Source organism: Kosakonia sp. N21 (assembly GCF_050587465.1).
Lineage (GTDB): Bacteria > Pseudomonadota > Gammaproteobacteria > Enterobacterales > Enterobacteriaceae.
On sequence record NZ_JBOBHR010000007.1, the window covers coordinates 96,183 to 115,603 of the forward strand.

16 protein-coding genes are annotated in these 19,421 nt (G+C 54.3%); 5 read left to right on the plus strand and 11 right to left on the minus strand.

The window, feature by feature from the left end; translation table 11 throughout:
* Positions 1-15: 15 nt before the first annotated feature.
* The 3 genes from hcr to ACQ3G7_RS17675 all read right to left on the minus strand — a co-directional run bounded on the left by hcr (position 16) and on the right by ACQ3G7_RS17675 (position 3,699).
* On the minus strand, positions 16-984 hold the full coding sequence (hcr, locus tag ACQ3G7_RS17665) for an NADH oxidoreductase (protein ID WP_430890771.1): 969 nt from the start codon (positions 982-984) through the stop codon (positions 16-18).
* A 10-nt stretch (positions 985-994) separates the two neighbouring features.
* Positions 995-2,647, minus strand: coding sequence for a hydroxylamine reductase (gene hcp / locus ACQ3G7_RS17670; RefSeq protein WP_430890772.1), 1,653 nt, complete (start codon positions 2,645-2,647; stop codon positions 995-997).
* Between the two features lie 152 nt (positions 2,648-2,799).
* A complete protein-coding gene (locus ACQ3G7_RS17675) occupies positions 2,800-3,699 on the minus strand; it encodes a LysO family transporter (protein WP_430890773.1) in 900 nt (299 codons plus the stop codon).
* 248 nt (positions 3,700-3,947) lie between these two features.
* Between ACQ3G7_RS17675 and ACQ3G7_RS17680 the strand changes: the two genes are divergently transcribed.
* Positions 3,948-5,606, plus strand: coding sequence for an ATP-dependent endonuclease (locus ACQ3G7_RS17680; RefSeq protein WP_430890774.1), 1,659 nt, complete (start codon positions 3,948-3,950; stop codon positions 5,604-5,606).
* Here the strand turns inward: ACQ3G7_RS17680 and ACQ3G7_RS17685 are convergent.
* Positions 5,603-6,559 (minus strand): VirK/YbjX family protein, encoded by a 957-nt coding sequence (locus tag ACQ3G7_RS17685; RefSeq protein WP_430890776.1) that lies wholly within the window; start codon positions 6,557-6,559, stop codon positions 5,603-5,605. The genes ACQ3G7_RS17680 and ACQ3G7_RS17685 overlap by 4 nt on opposite strands.
* A 161-nt stretch (positions 6,560-6,720) precedes the next feature.
* On the opposite strand from ACQ3G7_RS17685, the gene macA reads away from it, so the two are divergent.
* Positions 6,721-7,836: a macrolide transporter subunit MacA gene (macA, locus tag ACQ3G7_RS17690; protein WP_430890778.1), complete on the plus strand. Its 1,116-nt coding sequence runs from the start codon at positions 6,721-6,723 to the stop codon at positions 7,834-7,836.
* Positions 7,833-9,779, plus strand: coding sequence for a macrolide ABC transporter ATP-binding protein/permease MacB (gene macB / locus ACQ3G7_RS17695; protein ID WP_430890780.1), 1,947 nt, complete (start codon positions 7,833-7,835; stop codon positions 9,777-9,779). The genes macA and macB overlap by 4 nt, the downstream gene beginning before the upstream one ends.
* Before the next feature lie 64 nt (positions 9,780-9,843).
* On the opposite strand, the gene cspD is transcribed toward macB, so the two are convergent.
* Positions 9,844-10,065 carry a cold shock-like protein CspD gene (gene cspD / locus ACQ3G7_RS17700; protein ID WP_061494657.1) on the minus strand — a complete coding sequence of 74 codons (222 nt, stop codon included), beginning with the start codon at positions 10,063-10,065 and terminating at the stop codon, positions 9,844-9,846.
* 328 nt (positions 10,066-10,393) lie between these two features.
* Here cspD and clpS point away from each other — a divergent pair, with 328 nt between their 5' ends.
* Positions 10,394-10,714, plus strand: coding sequence for an ATP-dependent Clp protease adapter ClpS (gene clpS, locus ACQ3G7_RS17705; RefSeq protein WP_061494658.1), 321 nt, complete (start codon positions 10,394-10,396; stop codon positions 10,712-10,714).
* 31 nt (positions 10,715-10,745) lie between these two features.
* The gene (clpA, locus tag ACQ3G7_RS17710) at positions 10,746-13,034 is read left to right on the plus strand and encodes an ATP-dependent Clp protease ATP-binding subunit ClpA (RefSeq protein WP_263097313.1); all 2,289 of its coding nucleotides are present in this window, start codon (positions 10,746-10,748) and stop codon (positions 13,032-13,034) included.
* An 88-nt stretch (positions 13,035-13,122) separates the two neighbouring features.
* Here the strand turns inward: clpA and ACQ3G7_RS17715 are convergent, their stop codons facing one another.
* The 6 genes from ACQ3G7_RS17715 to aat form a co-directional block, all read right to left on the minus strand.
* Positions 13,123-14,511: a diguanylate cyclase gene (locus ACQ3G7_RS17715; protein ID WP_430890783.1), complete on the minus strand. Its 1,389-nt coding sequence runs from the start codon at positions 14,509-14,511 to the stop codon at positions 13,123-13,125.
* Positions 14,512-14,687: 176 nt separating this feature from the next.
* Positions 14,688-16,907: a ferric-rhodotorulic acid/ferric-coprogen receptor FhuE gene (fhuE, locus tag ACQ3G7_RS17720; protein WP_430890785.1), complete on the minus strand. Its 2,220-nt coding sequence runs from the start codon at positions 16,905-16,907 to the stop codon at positions 14,688-14,690.
* A gap of 162 nt (positions 16,908-17,069) precedes the next feature.
* Entirely contained in the window at positions 17,070-17,546 is a 477-nt protein-coding gene (locus ACQ3G7_RS17725; protein WP_430890787.1) for an RES family NAD+ phosphorylase, read from the minus strand.
* Complete coding sequence (locus tag ACQ3G7_RS17730; RefSeq protein WP_088237186.1) at positions 17,543-17,986, minus strand: Xre family toxin-antitoxin system antitoxin; 444 nt, start codon at positions 17,984-17,986, stop codon at positions 17,543-17,545. The genes ACQ3G7_RS17725 and ACQ3G7_RS17730 overlap by 4 nt, the downstream gene beginning before the upstream one ends.
* Before the next feature lie 159 nt (positions 17,987-18,145).
* Complete coding sequence (infA, locus tag ACQ3G7_RS17735) at positions 18,146-18,364, minus strand: translation initiation factor IF-1 (protein ID WP_001040187.1); 219 nt, start codon at positions 18,362-18,364, stop codon at positions 18,146-18,148.
* 288 nt (positions 18,365-18,652) lie between these two features.
* Positions 18,653-19,354 carry a leucyl/phenylalanyl-tRNA--protein transferase gene (gene aat / locus ACQ3G7_RS17740; protein WP_430891012.1) on the minus strand — a complete coding sequence of 234 codons (702 nt, stop codon included), beginning with the start codon at positions 19,352-19,354 and terminating at the stop codon, positions 18,653-18,655.
* Positions 19,355-19,421 lie beyond the last annotated feature (67 nt).

A 19,421-nucleotide genomic window follows, 5' to 3' on the forward strand; every position in this document is an offset into this window, starting at 1 on the left:
TGCTTTGCCAACGCATTACGCCAGCACTAAATCCCCTTGCGGGTGGCAGGAACAGGCCAGTACGTAACCGTCGGCAATCTCCTGTTCCGTCAGCGTCATGGTGCTGCTGACGGTATACTCCCCGGAAATCACCTGCGTTTTACAGCAACCGCACACCCCGGCGCGACAGGCGGCAACCACCGGCATTTTGTTGCTTTCCAGTGCCTCGAGAAGCGAACTGCCCACCGGCGCATAGAAGGTTTTCATTGGCGAGAGCGTGCTGAATTTCAGCCCGCTGGTGGCAGCTTCCGCTACCGGCGTAAAGAATTTCTCTTTAAAGAAACGCGTTACACCCAGCGCTTTCACTTCACTCTCTACCCAGTCCATATACGGTGCCGGGCCACAGGTCATCACCGTGCGCGCCGCCAGATCCGGTACGGCATTAAGCAGTTCGCGGCTCAGACGACCGGCGGCAAAACCGGTGGTTGCGTTATTTTCCGCCACCAGCGTGACCGGGTAGTCGCGCCATTCATCGGCAAAAATCACATCTTCCGGCGAACGGACGTTGAAGATCACCTGCACATCGGCCTGCGGGCGATATTTCGCCAGCCAGCGACGCATAGACATAATCGGCGTCACACCGCACCCTGCCGCCAGCAGCAACAACTTATCGTTGGATTCGTTATCGCAGGTGAATTCCCCCTGCGCTGCGGAAAGCCACAGATAATCGCCGCGTTTTACGTCCCGCGTCAGCCATTGCGAGCCTGCGCCATCGTCAATGCGGCGCACGGTCAGCGTAATGTACTCGCTGACGCCCGGCGTGGACGAAAGGGTATAGGCGCGCAGGGTTTCCGCGCTGTTGCGAATACTCACCAGCGCGTATTGCCCGGCACGGTACGGGTAGTAATCATGGCACATCAGCGACAGCGTCCAGACATCCGGTGTTTCCTGCCGGATGTGATGAACCTGCATACGCCACGGGCACTGAGGGGTTGGCATGGTCATGATCTGCTCCTTACGCGCTCAGCAACTGCTGCATATCCTGTTCGACGGTCGTCACCTGGCGCAGACCGAATTTCTCATTCAGCACGGCCAGCAGGTCCGGGGTCAGGAAGCCTGGCGCCGTTGGCCCGGTGACAATATTCGTCACGCCAAGAGAGAGCAGGGTCAGCAGGATCACAATCGCTTTTTGTTCAAACCATGACAGCACCAGCGACAGCGGTAAATCGTTAACGCCGCAGCCCAGTTTTTCCGCCAGGGTGACCGCAAGGATGATAGCGGAGTAGGCGTCGTTGCACTGACCGGCATCGATCAGACGTGGCAGCCCTTCGATGTTGCCGAAGTCGAGTTTGTTAAAGCGGTATTTACCGCACGCCAGCGTGAGGATCAGGCAGTCGTCCGGCACCTGGGTGGCAAAGTCGGTGAAGTAGCTACGTTCGCCGCGCGCACCGTCACAGCCGCCGACCAGGAAGACATGACGCAGTTTTTCACGGCTGACCAGATCGATCAGGGAATCCACTGCGCCGAGAAGCGTCTGACGGCCAAAACCGACGGTGATCAGGTGTTCGATTTCGCTGAACGGGAAACCAGCCATTTGCTGCGCCTGGCGGATCACCGGGGCAAAATCGTCGCCTTCCAGGTGGTTAACGCCCGGCCAACCGACAATGCTGCGGGTCCAGATACGATCGTCATAAGCGCCAACGGTCGGGTCGATAATGCAGTTGGAGGTCATGACGATAGGGCCAGGGAAGCGGGCAAATTCCACCTGCTGGTTCTGCCAGCCGCTGCCGTAGTTACCCACCAGATGTTTAAATTTACGCAGTTCCGGGTAACCGTGTGCCGGCAGCATTTCACCGTGGGTATAGACGTTAACGCCGGTACCTTCGGTTTGTTGCAACAGGTTGTAGAGATCTTTCAGGTCATGACCGGAAATCAGCACGCATTTACCGGCGACCGCTTTAACATTCACCTGGGTTGGCGTCGGGTGACCATACATGCCGGTTTCACCCGCGTCGAGAATACTCATGACGCTGAAGTTCATCTGGCCGATTTCCATTGAACATTCCAGCAGCGCGTTCATATCAGCAGGCCAGGTACCGAGCCATGCCATAATTTTGTGGTAACGCGCATAGATATCGTTGTCGTACTGCCCCAGTACGTGGGCGTGTTCCATATACGCCGCAGCGCCTTTCAGGCCATACAGGCACAGCAGACGCAGACCGAGGATATTTTCGCCAATGGTGGCTTTATCTTTGTTCGGCGTGAAGTCGGCGGCCTGGCGTTGCAATTCGCCCAGATCGTCGCTCACCAGTTGCAGGGACGCCATCGGGTTGTCGACGCTTGCCTGCGGGTCAATAGAAAGGCAGAGGGCTTTCAGTGCTTCACGTTTGGCAATCGCTTCGCGGGCATAACCCACAATGCGCGTGGAGTCGAAGTTCACGTTGGTCAACGTGGAGAAGAATGCGCGCGGCGCGAAGTTGTCGATCTCGTGGTCAATCAGATCGTAGTCACGCGCTTTGCTGGCCCAGGCGGAGAGCCCTTGTAACGCGGCAATCAGCAAATCCTGCAGGTCGGAGGTTTCCGCGGTTTTGCCGCACATCCCCTGCGCGTACGCACAGCCATTTCCCGCCGGAGTTCGGATGGTTTGTTCACATTGCACACAAAACATGGTCACACCTTTAATGAAGTTTAAAGTTATATTTAGAATACATGTTTAAGATTATGCTGCTGTGGGAGGGCTTAAAAGCGCTTTTGCATGCAAATTAAGGGGAGATTGATTTAGCGCAAGTTTGGCGGCAGCGATCTACCGCCAAAGGGGTATCAGGCGGAGAAAAACGCCATCAGTAGCGGAACCAGCAAGCTGAGCAGAAAACCGTGCACAATGGCGGCCGGAACCAGCTCCAGTCCGCCGGAACGTTGCAGTACGGGTAAGGTGAAGTCCATGGAAGTTGCCCCACAAAGCCCCAGCGCGGTTGAACGGCTACGGCGAACAAGCCCCGGAATCAGCATAATGGCAATCAACTCCCGCGCCAGATCGTTAAAGAACGTGGCGCTGCCAATCACCGGGCCAAAGGATTCGGTTAGCAAAATTCCGGAGAGCGAATACCAGCCGAAACCGGAGGCCATGGCGAGGCCGGTTTTGAGCGGTAAACCGAGGATCAGGGCGTTTATCGCGCCGCCAACGAGTGAGCTTGCCACCACCACCACCGCGATAATCATACCGCGCCGGTTCAGGACGATCTGTTTGAGCGTCATGCCGCTATTACGCAGCTGGATCCCCACCAGAAACAGCAGGAAAATCAACGTATATTCACTGGCTTCGGTGGCATGCTGTAAAAACGCCAGCCCGCTAAGACCGAGGGCGAAACCGATCACCACCACCCCACACAGGCGCAGGGATTCCAGCGCCATCGCGATGCGTGACGGCAGTTTTTCTTGCTGATGCTGATGCCGCCAGGGCAGGGTGCGTTCCAGCCACAATAATGCCACTGCGTTACACAGCAGGATCACCACCACGCTGACCGCCGTGTAGTGGAAGATGGACAATAAATTGGCGCTGAGATTATCCAGAAAGGCGAGGCTGATACCCATCAAAAACAGGATCAGATACACAATCCAGCTGAGCAACTTATTGATAAGTTTGAGTGCGGCCTTGTGTTGCAGCGGAATAAGATAACCAACAACCAGTGGCAGAAGAATAATTAACAGTCCTGAAAGCATGAACAGCCCGAATCCTTGCAAAGTTAAAACATCCAGGCAACACACTACCGAACGCCAGGTGGGGAGTAAAGCCACGAAACAGGGTAAATTTCATCTCAGCCACAAAACAGCAGACCCGGCGTCCCTGGTTTGCTTCTGATACATATTTATCAATAAAATTTTGTACTTAGCACATGATCTGCGGCTTTTCATCCCGCTATACTTTGCTGAGGACTGGATGGGAAAAGACAGGCAATGCCGGAGGATTCATGATTCTGGAGCGCGTGGATATTGTTGGATTTCGCGGTATCAACCGATTATCGCTGATGCTTGAACAGAATAACGTGCTGATTGGGGAGAACGCCTGGGGTAAGTCGAGTCTGCTGGATGCGCTGACGTTGCTGCTCTCGCCGGAAACCGATCTCTACCACTTTGTGCGTGATGATTTCTGGTTTCCACCGGGAGATGTCCAGGGGCGCGAACACCATTTGCATATCATTTTGACCTTTCGTGAATCGGAGCCGGGCCGCTATCGCGTGCGGCGTTACCGGCCGCTGGCCGATTGCTGGGTTGCCAATAACGATGGCTATCGCCGGTTGTTTTATCGTCATGAGGGTGAGCTGTCTGAAGATGGCAGCGTCATGACCCTGCGCGGTTTTCTGGATGCCGAGGGGCAGCTTCTTCCGTTACCGGACATTGATGAAAGCGCCCGTCATCTGGTGCGTCTGTCGCCGGTGCTGCGTTTGCGGGATGCGCGCTTTATGCGCCGCATTCGTAATGGATCGATGCCTGACAGACCGGAGATGGAAACCACCGCGCGCCAGCTTGATTTCCTCTCCCGTGAGCTCATCTCGCGCCCGCAAAACCTGACTGACGGGCAGATCCGTCACGGTTTATCGGCGATGGTGCAACTGCTGGAGCACTATTTTGCCGAGCAGGGCAGTGGGCAGTCGCGCCAGCGCCTGATGCGACGCCGTTCCCATGATGAGCAGCGTAGCTGGCGCTATCTGGACATTATCAACCGGATGATCGACAAACCCGGCGGGCGCATGTACCGGGTGATCCTGTTGGGCTTTTTCTCCACCCTGTTGCAGGCAAAAGGGACAGTGCATCTCGATCGTGATGCGCGACCGCTGTTGTTGGTGGAAGATCCGGAAACGCGGCTGCATCCGATTATGTTATCGGTGGCCTGGCAACTGCTGAATCTGCTGCCATTGCAACAGATTACCACCACAAATTCAGGCGAATTGCTGTCGATGACGCCGGTTGAACAGGTGTGCCGACTGGTGCGTGAGTCTTCCCGCGTGGCGGCCTGGCGCCTCGGGCCGGGTGGGTTAAGCGCGGAAGATGCGCGGCGAATTTCGTTTCATATTCGCGTCAATCGCCCCTCCTCGTTGTTTGCCCGCTGTTGGCTACTGGTGGAAGGGGAAACCGAAAACTGGGTGATTAACGAGCTGGCGCGCCAGTGCGGTCATCATTTCGATGCGGAAGGGGTGAAAGTGATTGAGTTCGCCCAGTCAGGTTTAAAACCGCTGATTAAATTTGCCCGCCGGATGGGCATTGAATGGCATGTGCTGGTGGATGGCGACGAAGCGGGGAGGAAGTATTCCGCGACGGTGCGTGGTCTGCTGGATAACGATCGTGACCACGTGCGCGAGCACTTAACGGAACTTCCCTCGCTGGATATGGAGCATTTTATGTACCGGGAGGGGTTTGCCGATGTTTACCATCGCGTGGCGCAGTTGCCGGAAAAAGTGCCGATGAATATGCGCCGGGTGATCACCAAAGCGATTCATCGATCTTCGAAACCGGACCTGGCGATCGAAGTGGCGATGGAAGCAGGAAGACGCGGCGTGGACGCGGTGCCTCATCTGTTTCGTAAAATGTTTTCCCGCGTGCTATGGCTGGCGCGCGGGAGAGCTGATTAGTTCTGGCAACGATGGGCAGTCTGCGTATGCAGGCTGTCGAGCAGCTCGTAGCGGCGGCGGTATTCCGCACGTTTTTTACTGGCGATCTCTTCCATGGATTTACGCGGCATCACCGTGGGCAGCACAAAATCGCCGTGGCTGTCGGCAACCGCCCCCAGGGATTCCCAGAAGCTGTTGTAATCCGCATGCAATTTCCCCTGTTTTTTCCGGCGGTAGCGCACACTGCGATAGATATGCGTTTCGTTGCTGACCGCGCGGATCTCATCCACCGCCAGGAATTGCCCCAACGTCATGGCGGCTTCCACCAGTAGCCGTTTCGGGAACAGGCCATGACAGGCTTTGGTTGCACTCTGGATCAGGTCATGCGGCACATGGGCTTTTGCACCCTGCAATCCACCGATATAAAGTGTGCTTTTTCCCTCAAACGGACAGAGCGTAAACGTGAGTTCAGCCAGGGTTGTTTGTTGCGCGTCGCAAAATTCCAGCGTCGCCTCGCCCTCTTTATCCTGCATGGCGTTGGCGTGCAGCCGCAGGAAATACGTTTGTTCATCTTTGCCGTTCAGCATAACCAGCTCGGCGCCTGCTTTGCTCAGATACGCATTAGTCAATATTGCAGGAAGCCGCTTTAGCATATTTTCATAGTGCCAGCACAGGGCGTTTGCCGCCTGTTCACGGCTGATATTGATCGACAGCCAGGGGCGATGCAACCGGCATGGCAAACCGGGCTGAACCTGAAGGATCTGCACCAGCTGCGGCAGGCTGGCAAGCCGCGCCAGGTAACTGGCGGTACTGAGCGGCGTACCCAGCGAGCGCAGCAAAAATTTGCGGCGGTAAGCCGGGTTTTTCCAGGCCAGACCCGGCATCAGCGCACCGGACGTCAACGCGCGGAAAAGCTGCCAGGCAGTGGTAGGGAGAGATAACTCAGGCGAAGAAACATCAGTGATGCTGGACATGGTGAAATCCGGAAAATACGGGAGAAAGTTATTCAAGCAGGGGGATTCTCAACGCCAGATAAATGAAAAATGGAGAAATTAAGAATTTTCTGTTTCGTTGATGTTTTGTTTAGTTAAGATTGCTCTCTATACAACGCACAGTCCGACAATCTGGAATTTTTATGAAACTGAAGGGAAAACGCAGGACGGGGATCATTGTGCTGTCAGTGATTATTTTACTGGCAGCGGGGTGGTTGTGGGGGAAACTCAACGCACCAGTCGTGCAATATCAGACGTTAATTGTCCGTCCGGGGGAGTTGCAACAGAGCGTACTGGCGACCGGCAAACTGGATGCGTTACGCAAAGTTGACGTTGGCGCGCAGGTCAATGGTCAGTTGAAAACCTTGTCGGTCAGCATTGGCGACAAGGTGAAGAAAGATCAACTGCTTGGGGTTATCGATCCGGAACAGGCGCAAAACCAGATTAAAGAGGTGGAAGCGACGCTGATGGAGCTGCGTGCACAGCGCCGTCAGGCACAGGCCGAGCAAAAACTGGCGCAGGTGACGCTGGCCCGCCAGCAGCAATTGGTGAAAAGCCATCTGATTTCGCGCCAGGATTTGGACACTGCCGCCACAGACGCGGCGGTAAAAGAGGCGCAGATTGGCACCATTGATGCGCAGATTAAGCGCAACCAGGCAACGCTGGACACGGCAAAAACCAACCTTGATTACACGCGTATTCTCGCGCCGATGGCGGGCGAAGTGACGCAAATCACCACCTTGCAGGGGCAAACGGTGATTGCGGTACAACAGGCGCCGACCATCCTGACGCTGGCGGACATGAGCGCCATGCTGGTGAAAGCGCAGGTCTCCGAAGCGGATGTGATCCACCTGAAACCGGGACAGAAAGCCTGGTTCACTGTGCTGGGCGATCCGGGCACCCGCTATGAAGGGACATTAAAAGATATTCTGCCGACGCCGGAGAAAGTTAACGACGCGATTTTCTATTATGCCCGCTTTGAAGTGCCAAACCCGCAGGGCATCCTGCGTCTCGATATGACCGCGCAAGTGCATATCCAACTGGCGGGTATCAAAAATGTGTTAACCATTCCACTGGCGGCGCTGGGCGATCCGGTTGGCGATAATCGCTACAAAGTGAAAGTGCTGCGCAATGGCGAAACCCGCGATCGCGAGGTGACGCTGGGTGCGCGTAATGACACCGAGGTGGTGATCGTCAAAGGGCTGGATGCCGGGGAAGAAGTGGTCACTGGAGAACTGAAGCGTGGTGCGGCGCAATGACCGCATTGCTGACGCTAAACGCCATTCGCCGTAGTTATCCTTCCGGTGACGGGCAGGTTGAGGTGCTGAAGGGCATTAATCTGGAGATTCATGCCGGGGAAATGGTGGCGATTGTCGGCGCATCCGGTTCAGGAAAATCCACGCTGATGAATATTCTCGGTTGCCTGGATAAGCCCAGCAGCGGCACTTACCGGGTGGCAGGCACCGACGTTTCCACTCTCAGTAGCGACGCGTTGGCGCAGCTACGTCGCGACCATTTTGGTTTTATCTTCCAGCGTTACCACTTGCTTTCGCATTTGAGCGCGGCGCAAAACGTGGAAGTGCCAGCGGTCTATGCGGGCACAGAACGTAAAACGCGGCTGGCCCGCGCGTGTGCATTACTGGCGCGTCTTGGGCTGGGCGAACGCGCGGATTATTTGCCTGCGCAGCTTTCCGGTGGGCAGCAGCAGCGGGTGAGTATTGCCCGTGCGTTGATGAATGGCGGTCAGGTGATCCTCGCAGATGAACCCACTGGCGCACTGGACAGCCGCTCTGGCGAAGAGGTGATGGCCATTCTGCACCAATTGCGCGATCGCGGGCATACGGTGATTATTGTCACGCACGATCCGCAGGTTGCGGCGCAGGCGGAGCGCGTGATTGAAATCCGCGATGGCGAGCTTATCAGCAACCCGCCGGCCAGGGTGAAAGCGGCTGCGCCAGCGCATCAGGATGAGGGCTTAACGCAAGCCGGCGGATGGCGGCAGTTTATCAGCCGTTTTCACGAGGCGCTGACCATGGCCTGGCGCGCCATGGCGGCCAACAAGATGCGCACCCTGCTGACCATGCTCGGCATCATTATCGGCATTGCATCGGTTGTCTCGATTGTGGTGGTCGGCGACGCGGCGAAGCAGCTGGTGCTGGCGGATATCCGCTCCATTGGCACCAACACCATCGACGTTTACCCCGGAAAAGATTTTGGCGATGACGATCCGCAATACCGGCAAGCGCTGAAATATGACGATCTGACCGCCATCCAGAAGCAGCCGTGGGTGCGTTCCGCCACGCCGTCTGTTTCGCAAAATTTGCGTCTGCGCTCGGACAATATTGATATTGCCGCCAGCGCAAATGGCGTCAGCGGGCAGTACTTCAATGTGTACGGTATGACGTTCAGTGAAGGCGCATCGTTTAACGATGAGCAACTGAAAGGGCGGGCGCAGGTGGTGGTGCTCGACAGCAATACCCGGCGTCAGTTGTTTCCCAATAAGGCCAGCGTGGTGGGCGAGGTGATCCTCGTGGGCAATATGCCGGCAACGGTGATTGGCGTGGCGGAAGAGAAGCAGTCCATGTTCGGCAGCAGCAAGATCCTGCGTGTCTGGTTGCCATACAGCACCATTGCCGGGCGGATTATGGGGCAGTCATGGCTGAACTCGATAACCGTGCGCGTGAATGAAGGGTACAGTAGCGAGCAGGCAGAGCAGCAGCTCACGCGTCTGCTCACGTTGCGTCACGGTAAAAAAGATTTCTTTGTCTGGAATATGGACGGCGTCTTGAAAACGGCAGAAAAGACCACACGTACTCTTCAACTGTTCCTCACGTTGGTCGCGGTCATTTCGTTACTGGTTGGCGGCATTGGCGTGATGAACATCATGCTGGTGTCGGTCACTGAGCGTACGCGTGAAATTGGCATCCGCATGGCGGTAGGTGCAAGGGCGGGCGACGTGCTGTCACAGTTTTTGATCGAGGCGGTATTTGTTTGCCTGGTGGGCGGTGCGCTGGGCGTGACGCTGTCAATGGTGATTGCCATGACGCTGCAGCTCTTTTTACCCGGCTGGGAAATTGGTTTCTCGCCAGTGGCGTTGTTGACCGCGTTTTTGTGTTCAACTTTCACCGGCGTGTTGTTTGGCTGGTTGCCGGCGCGTAACGCCGCACGGCTGGATCCGGTGGATGCGCTGGCGCGAGAGTAATAAAAATGCCAGCCTGTTGGGCTGGCATTTTATCCGGGGCATGTACACAATGAATGATGAAGCGTCAGGCCATAGCTTCTGCTTCGACGGGCACGATGACGCTGGCATGATTGCCTTTAGGGCCCTGGTGTACATCAAACCGGACAGTTTGCCCGGCTTTTAGCGTTCTGTAACCATCCATTTGAATGGTGGAGTAATGTGCGAAGATATCTTCGCCGCCGCCTTCAGGGCAAATGAAACCAAACCCTTTGGCATTGTTGAACCACTTAACAGTACCCGTTTCCATGCTTCGACATCCTTCGTAAATCTTATTTAAGTAAGATGGAATGAACCGGTGGCAGAGTGTGGGGGCTGTTCAAAACCTCGCCAACTCTCGAGAGTACAATTTAGAGAAATCGGATAACGCGTCAAGCGTTTGGCAGGGGTTCTGGGAGGCGGCGCATCAAAATTTTGAAGCAGTTAACGCTATTCAGAAAGAATGTGACAGCCGTCGCGGATGGTAACGATAGATGATTGTTATCTGACATCTGATGTAGATTGAAAATGCATCTAGACTCATTTTATCGGCCGATTAAACGTCGTCGGAACCTGTAACCTAAGATGAAAAGCTAACGATGGGTAAGAGCAACAGCTGGCTGGATTTTGAACAATTGGCGGATGAGAAACTGCGCGACGCGCTGAAACCGCCATCTATGTATAAAGTGATGTTAATGAACGATGATTACACGCCAATGGAATTTGTTATTGACGTGCTACAAAAGTTCTTTTCTTATGATGTAGAGCGCGCAACGCAACTGATGCTCACGGTTCACTATCACGGAAAGGCCATTTGCGGTGTTTTCACCGCCGAGGTCGCGGAGACGAAAGTCTCTATGGTGAACAAGTACGCCAGGGAGAACGAACATCCGTTGCTGTGTACGCTGGAAAGAGCCTGAATGCAGGCAATAAAACTTGGGGGAGGTGCCTATGCTCAATCAAGAACTGGAACTCAGTTTAAACATGGCTTTCGCCAGAGCGCGCGAGCACCGACATGAGTTTATGACCGTCGAGCACTTGTTACTGGCTCTGCTCAGTAACCCCTCGGCCCGCGAAGCGCTGGAAGCGTGTTCCGTGGACCTGGTGGCGCTGCGACAGGAACTCGAAGCCTTCATCGAACAAACCACACCCGTTCTGCCCATGAGCGAGGAAGAGCGCGACACGCAACCGACGCTCAGTTTCCAGCGTGTTCTTCAGCGCGCGGTGTTTCATGTTCAGTCTTCCGGTCGTAGCGAAGTGTCCGGGGCGAACGTGTTGGTTGCCATCTTTAGTGAGCAGGAGTCGCAAGCGGCTTATCTGCTCCGCAAACATGAAGTCAGCCGCCTCGACGTGGTGAACTTTATTTCTCACGGCACGCGTAAAGACGAGCCGGGGCCATCATCTGACGCAGGGAGCACCGGCAACAGCCAGGCGAGCAGCGAAGAGCAAGCAGGCGGGGAGGAACGTATGGAGAACTTCACCACCAATCTTAATCAACTTGCTCGCGTAGGAGGCATCGATCCTCTGATTGGCCGGGGTAAAGAGCTGGAACGCGCGATTCAGGTGCTGTGCCGCCGTCGTAAAAATAACCCGCTGTTGGTGGGTGAGTCCGGCGTGGGTAAAACCGCCATCGCGGAAGGTCTGGCCTGGCGTATTGTGCAGGGTGATGTGCCGGAAGTGATGGCCGACTGCACCATCTACTCGCTGGATATCGGTTCTCTGCTGGCGGGCACCAAATACCGTGGTGATTTCGAAAAACGTTTCAAAGCGCTGCTGAAACAGCTTGAGCAGGACAACAACAGCATTCTGTTTATCGATGAGATCCACACTATCATCGGCGCGGGTGCAGCGTCCGGCGGCCAGGTGGATGCCGCGAACCTGATTAAGCCGCTGCTTTCCAGCGGTAAAATTCGCGTGATGGGCTCCACCACCTATCAGGAATTCAGCAACATATTTGAAAAAGATCGCGCCCTGGCGCGTCGTTTCCAGAAAATTGATATCACTGAGCCGTCGGTTGAAGAAACGGTGCAGATCATCAATGGCCTGAAACCGAAGTACGAAGCGCACCACGATGTGCGTTACACGGCGAAAGCGGTGCGTGCGGCGGTTGAGCTGGCGGTGAAATACATCAACGATCGTCATCTGCCGGATAAAGCGATTGACGTCATCGACGAAGCGGGCGCGCGCGCGCGTCTGATGCCGGTGAGTAAACGCAAGAAAACCGTCAATGTGGCGGATATCGAGTCGGTTGTTGCCCGTATCGCGCGTATCCCTGAGAAGAGCGTTTCTCAGAGCGACCGCGACACGCTGAAAAACCTCGGCGATCGCCTGAAAATGCTGGTGTTTGGTCAGGATAAAGCCATCGAGGCGTTAACCGAGGCCATTAAAATGAGCCGTGCAGGGCTGGGTCAGGACCATAAACCGGTCGGTTCCTTCCTGTTTGCGGGGCCGACCGGCGTGGGTAAAACTGAGGTGACGGTACAACTGTCAAAAGCGCTGGGTATTGAACTGCTGCGTTTCGATATGTCCGAGTATATGGAGCGTCACACCGTCAGCCGTTTGATCGGTGCGCCTCCGGGCTATGTGGGCTTCGATCAGGGCGGTCTGCTGACCGACGCAGTGATCAAGCATCCGCATGCGGTACTGCTGCTCGATGAGATCGAAAAAGCGCACCCGGATGTCTTTAACCTGCTGTTGCAGGTCATGGACAACGGTACGCTGACCGATAATAACGGGCGCAAAGCGGACTTCCGCAACGTGGTGCTGGTGATGACCACCAACGCCGGTGTGCGTGAAACCGAGCGCAAATCCATCGGCCTGATCCATCAGGATAACAGCACCGATGCGATGGAAGAGATCAAAAAAATCTTCACGCCGGAGTTCCGCAACCGTCTGGACAACATTATCTGGTTCGATCACTTGTCGACAACGGTGATCCATCAGGTGGTCGACAAATTTATTGTCGAACTTCAGGTGCAGCTGGATCAGAAAGGTGTGTCGCTGGAAGTCAGTCAGGAAGCGCGTGATTGGCTGGCCGAAAAAGGCTATGACCGTGCAATGGGCGCCCGCCCGATGGCGCGTGTTATCCAGGATAACCTGAAAAAACCGCTGGCCAATGAACTGCTGTTTGGTTCGCTGGTGGACGGCGGCCAGGTTACGGTCACCCTTAACAAAGAGAAAAATGAGCTGGAGTACGGTTTCCAGAGTGCCCAGAAGCACAAGCCGGAAGCAGCCCATTAATTTCTGCGGTGACGTCATAAAAACCGGGTTCCTGTGGACCCGGTTTTTTTATCTCTGCGCCAGATAAGACGCGAAAGCAGGGTGGGGATCAGCGCGGGTGCGCTTCAATACGGTTTCGCCCATGATCTTTGGCCGCGTAGAGCGCGCGGTCTGCTTTATCAATCAAACGCTTGTAATCCGGATGATAATCAAAGTCCACGAAACCAATGCTAACGGTCACGGAGAAGTGCTGCGTGGGGGATACCTCAATACTGAGCGCGGCGATTTTCTGGCGTAACGCTTCCAGAATGATCTTCGCCTGAGTTAAATCCGACTCGACCAGCAAGACCATAAACTCTTCGCCGCCGTAGCGGAACACATAGTCGCTACTGCGAAAATGGTCGTAAATGACGGTGGCAACGGTTTTCAGCGTGATATCGCCCGCGCTGTGCCCGTAGCTGTCGTTGATTTTTTTAAAGTGGTCGATATCCAGCATGGCCAGAATAAACGGTTTACGCACATTCAGCGCCAGTGAGATCTCCCGGCGCATAATGGTGGGAATAAAGCGGCGATTCAGCAGTTGCGTCAGGGGATCTTTACCGTTTTCAAGCTCAACCAGCGCATCGAACATCGATGTGAGCAGGCGATGGATCTGCCCGGTAAGCTGGCGTATCGCCTGCAATACCGCCATCCGCGACTCCACCACTGGCGACAGTGACTGGGTCAGTGCCTGTGTAATGTGATCATCCGCCTGCGTTATCAGGGTATCCATATTGGCCAGCATGTTGGGGTTGCCCAGCAGATGCCTGCCTTTATGAGAAAACCACATACCGAATTCTGATTTCGCCAGAGGGATAAGATCCGCAGCAGGCAGCCCGGTGGCGATATTGTAGATAAACTGGTTTTCCCAGCTTGTCAGCGCGCTGATCTGCCGTTCACGCTCAACATTTACATCGTCATAAATCGACAGCAGGCGGTACTGTTCCTGCGCCTGCATGGAGCTTTGGTAGGTGGGGGAGTAAGACACCGTCATTGCTTCTATCGCGGTATCCATCGCCAGACTGCTGAAGCAAATAATATCGCTCAGTAAGGCGGTCGGGATCGTCTCTTTCGTCTGTAATAACTGGTAAAGCTCGTTTTTCAGCTTTCGCGCCCCGCGTGCGACGAGGTCAATTGGCAAGCCGATACGTGCGTGAATAATGCCAATTTCACGCTGTTTTTCTAATAGCTGCGGCAGATCTTGCCGGGCACTGCCCAGCACGCTGCGTAACCAATGGAACATGCTATGACTGAGGCGTGTACTGACCTGTTCAGTGCTCAGAAACAGCTCGCTTTCATGATGTGAAAGCATGTAGTCATAAAAAACATTAACCAGATGGCGGATCTCTTCATCGCCCAGGCCGGTAAGAATATCGTGAACGGTGGGGGGCGTCTGGTGCAATAAAGCCTGCCATTCGCTAAGCAGTAATGAATGATTACTGTGTCCGGACTGTTCCATGTTTCCGCCAATCATTAATTTTGATGATGTTTGCTGCTGATAGTACGGCGGGAGGCGGGGGGATGGTCAAGAAAAAGAATCTTTCCGGCATGACATCTTCCCGCTTTACACGGTTTTATCATTGCCTGACGTGACCGCTTTTGTTGGAGGGCCACGCCAGGTGCGTCCATTTACAATCAGAAAGCGTAATTCAGGCTAACCGAATAATTTCGCGGTTCGTTGAATGCCACTCCGCCGGAGGGATTGGTGTTGTACTCACGGTCAAACAAGTTTTTGATGTTTCCCTGTACCGCGAGATTTTTGTTGATCTGGTAACGGGCAAAAAGATTGGCCAGCGGATAGCTCCCCTGGTAAACGCGCTCTGTTTGCCCGGATGGATTCGTGGCCTCTTTATAGGTGCGGTTCTGCCAGTTCACGCCACCACCGACGGTCAACTCCGGCAGCATTGGCAGGGTATAGCTGGTAAACAGTTTCAGGCTGGTTTGCGGCATGTACGGGTTTGTGCGATCGCCGGATGCATCCTTCGCCACGTAGCGGGTGGCGCCAAACGTGACCTTCAGGTTATCCGTGACCGCACCGTTGATTTCAAAATCAACACCGCGACTCACCACGCCTTTTGCCGCTTTGTAGGCGTTTTCACTGCTGTTGTTGACATAGGTATTGCTCAGGATCTGACCAAGATTGTCCTGCTCAATGCGGAACACCGACAGGCTCGCGGTGATCCGACTGTCGTCCCAGTCGCCTTTGATACCGGCTTCGTAATCTTTCCCGGTCACCGGTTTCAGATAATTGCCTTGCTGGTCGCGATACGTTTGCGGCTTGAAGATAGAGGTGTAGCTGGTAAACGCGGAGAAGTTCTCGTTGATGTCATAGACCAGCCCACCGTAAGGCGTCAGGTTATTTTTCTTCATATCTGCAGTCGTACCCTGCGCGCTGTACTGGGTATAACGCGCGCCAATGATCATCGACAACGGATCGGTCAGTGAAAAGCGTGCAGCCATATAGCTGGCTTTCTGACGGATGGTATCTTCAGAAGAGAGCGCCCAGGCGGGCCAGTCAGGCTCTGCCACATCGCCATTCCAGTCGTTCCAGTTGCCTATTTCAGCAGGTGAAAGGATGGTGCTTGAGTAGAGGTAGCGGTTACGCTGGCGGCTGTAATCAACTCCCGCCACTAACTGATGCTGACGCCCCAGCAGTTCAAACGGGCCACTGGCATAGGCATCAATGGCGGTCTGAGTGCGTAAACCTTTATACCAGCCTGCGTAGCCATAGCCGCTGCTGTCCAAAATGCCGGTGGTCTGATCTGGATAGCCGGTGACATAAAGTAGCTTACTGTCGAAATCCGACTCAGCATGGGTTCCGTTGACGCGTACCTGCCAGCCGTTGTCGAAGTTGGTGGTCAGGTTGGCGAAGACTTTGCGTGACAGAATGTTGTAATGTGTCCAGTCTGCTGACGGGTTAGCGCTGCGATCATACTGAATACGGCTACCGTTGCTGTACCAGGTTGGCAGACCTCCCCACGTGGGGCCATCGGTGTCGCGCGTCTGGTAGTCATAACCCAGATCCAGCGTCGTATTGTCCGTGATGTCTGCCGCGACAGTAGCATAGAGGAATTTTTTCCTTTTATGATAGCGATCCACCCAACTGTCCTGATCCTGATAACCGGTCACGACGCGGCCACGCACGGTTCCTGACTCATTCAGTGGCCCGGATAAGTCGGCAACATAACGCTGGTTATCCCAGCTTCCATAGCTTGCCGAGAGATTACCTGTAAAGGTTTTGCTGTCGGCTTTCTTACGGATCATGTTAACGGTAGCGCCAGGGTTACCGGTGCCGGTCATTAAACCTGTCGCGCCCCGAACAATATCAATACGCTCGTAAATCGCAGAGTCGCCGTCTGTTTCACCAAAGTTCCATGCGCCGGTCTGCGCGGAGGGAATATCATCGTAGGTATAATTGTCGAGATAGAAACCGCGGGAATAGAAGTCAACGCGCTCTGAGTCATTCTGCGAAGCCGAGATACCGGTGACGTTAGCCAGTGCATCTCCCACATTCTGCAAATTCTGATCTTTGATCCGCTGCTGGGTCAATACGCTGACCGACTGTGGAATATCGCGTTGTGTCAGGTTCATTTTCGTGCCTGCACGCGTGGCCGGTACGGTATAGGATTTCGTCGCCTCGGTTTTTGCCTCATTGTTGCCATCAGCCGTAACGACCAGCGTCTGCTCCGAACGGGTTTTGTCGGAGGTTGTTGCACTGTCAGCCGCATTTGCTGCTGAAATAGCGAATGCATGAGTGATGCAAAGCGTCAGTAATGAGAACGCAAATTTCTTTTTAAATCCCGTTGTGTTGAGTTCGGCGCATAGCTGCTTGCCATATACCCGATTGAAAGACATGCCAATACCTCATCAGATTGTTATGTTTAGACGCGCACTCTTTTGTTTTTACAGCCCTTTTCTTTAAACGATCCGAAAGGGCATTATGTGAACAAAATGAAGTGAGCGTTCGCATGTTAAATGCAAATGAGATTGATTTCCATTGACGTTTGTTCGCGGGTTTTATCGTACGGTGGTCTGATTTACCAGGCGGGCATCAAAAGAAAAGGGGAGCGCTTTGACCGTTTTCAGCTGCTTACTGAAAACCGGATGTTGTGGGTTCAACATGGCGTTGTTCTCGAGTGGAACCACGCAGGAAGGAAGCACCAGTGCAACGCCACTGTTGGCTTCGAGCCAGGCGGTACCGAGATCCATGGTTGAGAGCGGGGCCGGGTTTTCCTGCCAGTCGGGCGGTAACCATTGTTTATCAAGGTATTCAATATCGTTATCGGGTATCTCGATACTGAACAGCCCGTACTGAGTGAGGATGCTGTCGCTGTGCACGTGCACCAACATTTCTAACGCAGCCAGCGAAATGGACGACGCGACGTAAACTGCCGGGTGACCTTTATGATTCCATCTGCCGCCATAGAGATTTGCACCGCTGCCGGTCCAGGCTTCGCTGGCGTAGCGGTGCGTCACAAGGCGATAGAAAATCAAGCAAACACCCCATGTTCCAGGCGACCAATCAGGTCGGTCACTTCCAGTGCGCCGCTTTCTGTGGCGATTAACGAGATCGGCGCAACGTTGCCCAGACCGCGAACCGGCGCTTGCAGCCAGTCATATGCCATCTTTTTGTTGCCGAAAAACTGCACCGCCGCATCCACCACCCTCACCAGACGCGCAATGCGTTCGCTCTCTTCCGGCGTTAGCGTCCGACCGGTACTTTTACGGCGGGCGACATTGCGTTCGTTAATCCCGGTCACGCGCAAAATGTCGGAACGGGACATTTCCGTCCATTCATGAATATTATCGAGGATACTGACCGGCAAACCTTCATTCAGCATCTGAACGAGTTTAAGGCCTCTGTTTGCGGGGAAACCGGCAAAGCGCCAGAGCGCATTTTCAGCCGGTTTTTGATCCGGACTCCAGGTTCGCATTTTTCCTCCTGCATGCGGACATTTGTCATAGCTAAGTATAGACAATTGTCTTGGGTGGTTAAAGTTTAATCTGAGGGGAGAGAGCGGGAAGAGAAAAACAAAAGGCCGGGATTACCCGGCCTTTAGAATATGTGCACTTAACCGTGCTGGCGAAAGATCTTAGCGGCTACGGAAGACAATGCGGCCTTTGCTCAGGTCGTACGGGGTCAGTTCCACAGTCACTTTATCACCCGTCAGAATACGGATATAGTTCTTACGCATTTTACCAGAGATATGCGCAGTGACCACGTGACCGTTTTCCAGTTCTACGCGGAACATCGTATTAGGCAACGTTTCAAGAACGGTGCCCTGCATCTCAATATTGTCTTCTTTGGCCATCTAATCCTCGGGGGTATCACTACCATAATTTTTGAACCGGCAAGATAATGCCGAAGTTCGTCTGTTAAGTAAAGATTTGTGCTGATAAAACGCAGCAAAACGACTTTTGCATATTGCCCTCACGCCACAAGTCACGACGCGCGAAACGCGCATCCGTAAAGGGGAGCGATGAGATAAACGAAGGGCATCCCTGATACGAACCATTCCCGGATGAGGCGGGGCAACAGGCAAAAGCGGCTCTGAGCGTCCATTATAACACCCTGATAAAAAATGTGCCGAAAACATTCGTCAGAGGGATAAAAACAGCGTCCGTGGCACCCAAAAATGGGACGGTAATGGTTGTTTACGCATGTCGGCAAGATGCAGCAGATAATCCCGACGTGGGATCTCCACCGCGCCAAGTGAGGCTGTGTGATTATTCAGTACCTGGCAATCAATTAATTTTCCGCCGCGACGCATAAATTCAGCGCTAAAGACCAGCAGCGCGGTTTTTGATGCATTCTCACGGCGGCTAAACATCGATTCACCGCAGAATAGCGCACCTTGCGAAACGCCATACATACCGCCGACCAGTTCGTCGTCTTCCCAGACTTCAATCGAGTGCGCATGTCCCAGCTCATGAAGTCGGTGGTAAGCCATAACCACGTCTGGCGTGATCCAGGTACCTTCATCGCGATCCTGCGAACATCCGTCAATCACTTGACCGAAGGCGTGATTCAGCGTGACGCGATAAGGGGAGGTTTTGTGAAAACGTTTCATACTACGGCTCACATGAAAAGACTCGGGCCATAGCACGGCGCGTGGGTCCGGTGACCACCAAAGGATGGGATCGCCTGGAGAAAACCACGGAAAAATACCGCGTTGGTAGGCCATCAACAGGCGCGCCGGACTCAGATCGCCGCCCAGCGCCAGAAGCCCATTGGGTTCACGCAACGCCGCTTCGGGCGAAGGAAATGCGATAGAATGACGAGAAAGCTGCACCAGGCGCATGACTTCAGTGCTCCACAACGCGACAAGGGACACAGGTTAATATCGTCATTTTGGCCGTTATACTTTA

What these genes read in the sequence shown, in the direction of transcription:
- ACQ3G7_RS17675 (WP_430890773.1), bottom strand. Translation starts at nt 3,699, where the DNA reads ATGCTTTCAGGACTGTTAATTATTCTTCTGCCACTGGTTGTTGGTTAT.
- clpS (WP_061494658.1), top strand. Translation starts at nt 10,394, where the DNA reads ATGGGTAAGAGCAACAGCTGGCTGGATTTTGAACAATTGGCGGATGAG.
- macB (WP_430890780.1), top strand. Translation starts at nt 7,833, where the DNA reads ATGACCGCATTGCTGACGCTAAACGCCATTCGCCGTAGTTATCCTTCC.
- ACQ3G7_RS17685 (WP_430890776.1), bottom strand. Translation starts at nt 6,559, where the DNA reads ATGTCCAGCATCACTGATGTTTCTTCGCCTGAGTTATCTCTCCCTACC.
- hcr (WP_430890771.1), bottom strand. Translation starts at nt 984, where the DNA reads ATGACCATGCCAACCCCTCAGTGCCCGTGGCGTATGCAGGTTCATCAC.
- ACQ3G7_RS17680 (WP_430890774.1), top strand. Translation starts at nt 3,948, where the DNA reads ATGATTCTGGAGCGCGTGGATATTGTTGGATTTCGCGGTATCAACCGA.
- macA (WP_430890778.1), top strand. Translation starts at nt 6,721, where the DNA reads ATGAAACTGAAGGGAAAACGCAGGACGGGGATCATTGTGCTGTCAGTG.
- fhuE (WP_430890785.1), bottom strand. Translation starts at nt 16,907, where the DNA reads ATGTCTTTCAATCGGGTATATGGCAAGCAGCTATGCGCCGAACTCAAC.
- clpA (WP_263097313.1), top strand. Translation starts at nt 10,746, where the DNA reads ATGCTCAATCAAGAACTGGAACTCAGTTTAAACATGGCTTTCGCCAGA.
- ACQ3G7_RS17730 (WP_088237186.1), bottom strand. Translation starts at nt 17,986, where the DNA reads ATGCGAACCTGGAGTCCGGATCAAAAACCGGCTGAAAATGCGCTCTGG.
- hcp (WP_430890772.1), bottom strand. Translation starts at nt 2,647, where the DNA reads ATGTTTTGTGTGCAATGTGAACAAACCATCCGAACTCCGGCGGGAAAT.
- aat (WP_430891012.1), bottom strand. Translation starts at nt 19,354, where the DNA reads ATGCGCCTGGTGCAGCTTTCTCGTCATTCTATCGCATTTCCTTCGCCC.
- ACQ3G7_RS17715 (WP_430890783.1), bottom strand. Translation starts at nt 14,511, where the DNA reads ATGGAACAGTCCGGACACAGTAATCATTCATTACTGCTTAGCGAATGG.
- infA (WP_001040187.1), bottom strand. Translation starts at nt 18,364, where the DNA reads ATGGCCAAAGAAGACAATATTGAGATGCAGGGCACCGTTCTTGAAACG.
- cspD (WP_061494657.1), bottom strand. Translation starts at nt 10,065, where the DNA reads ATGGAAACGGGTACTGTTAAGTGGTTCAACAATGCCAAAGGGTTTGGT.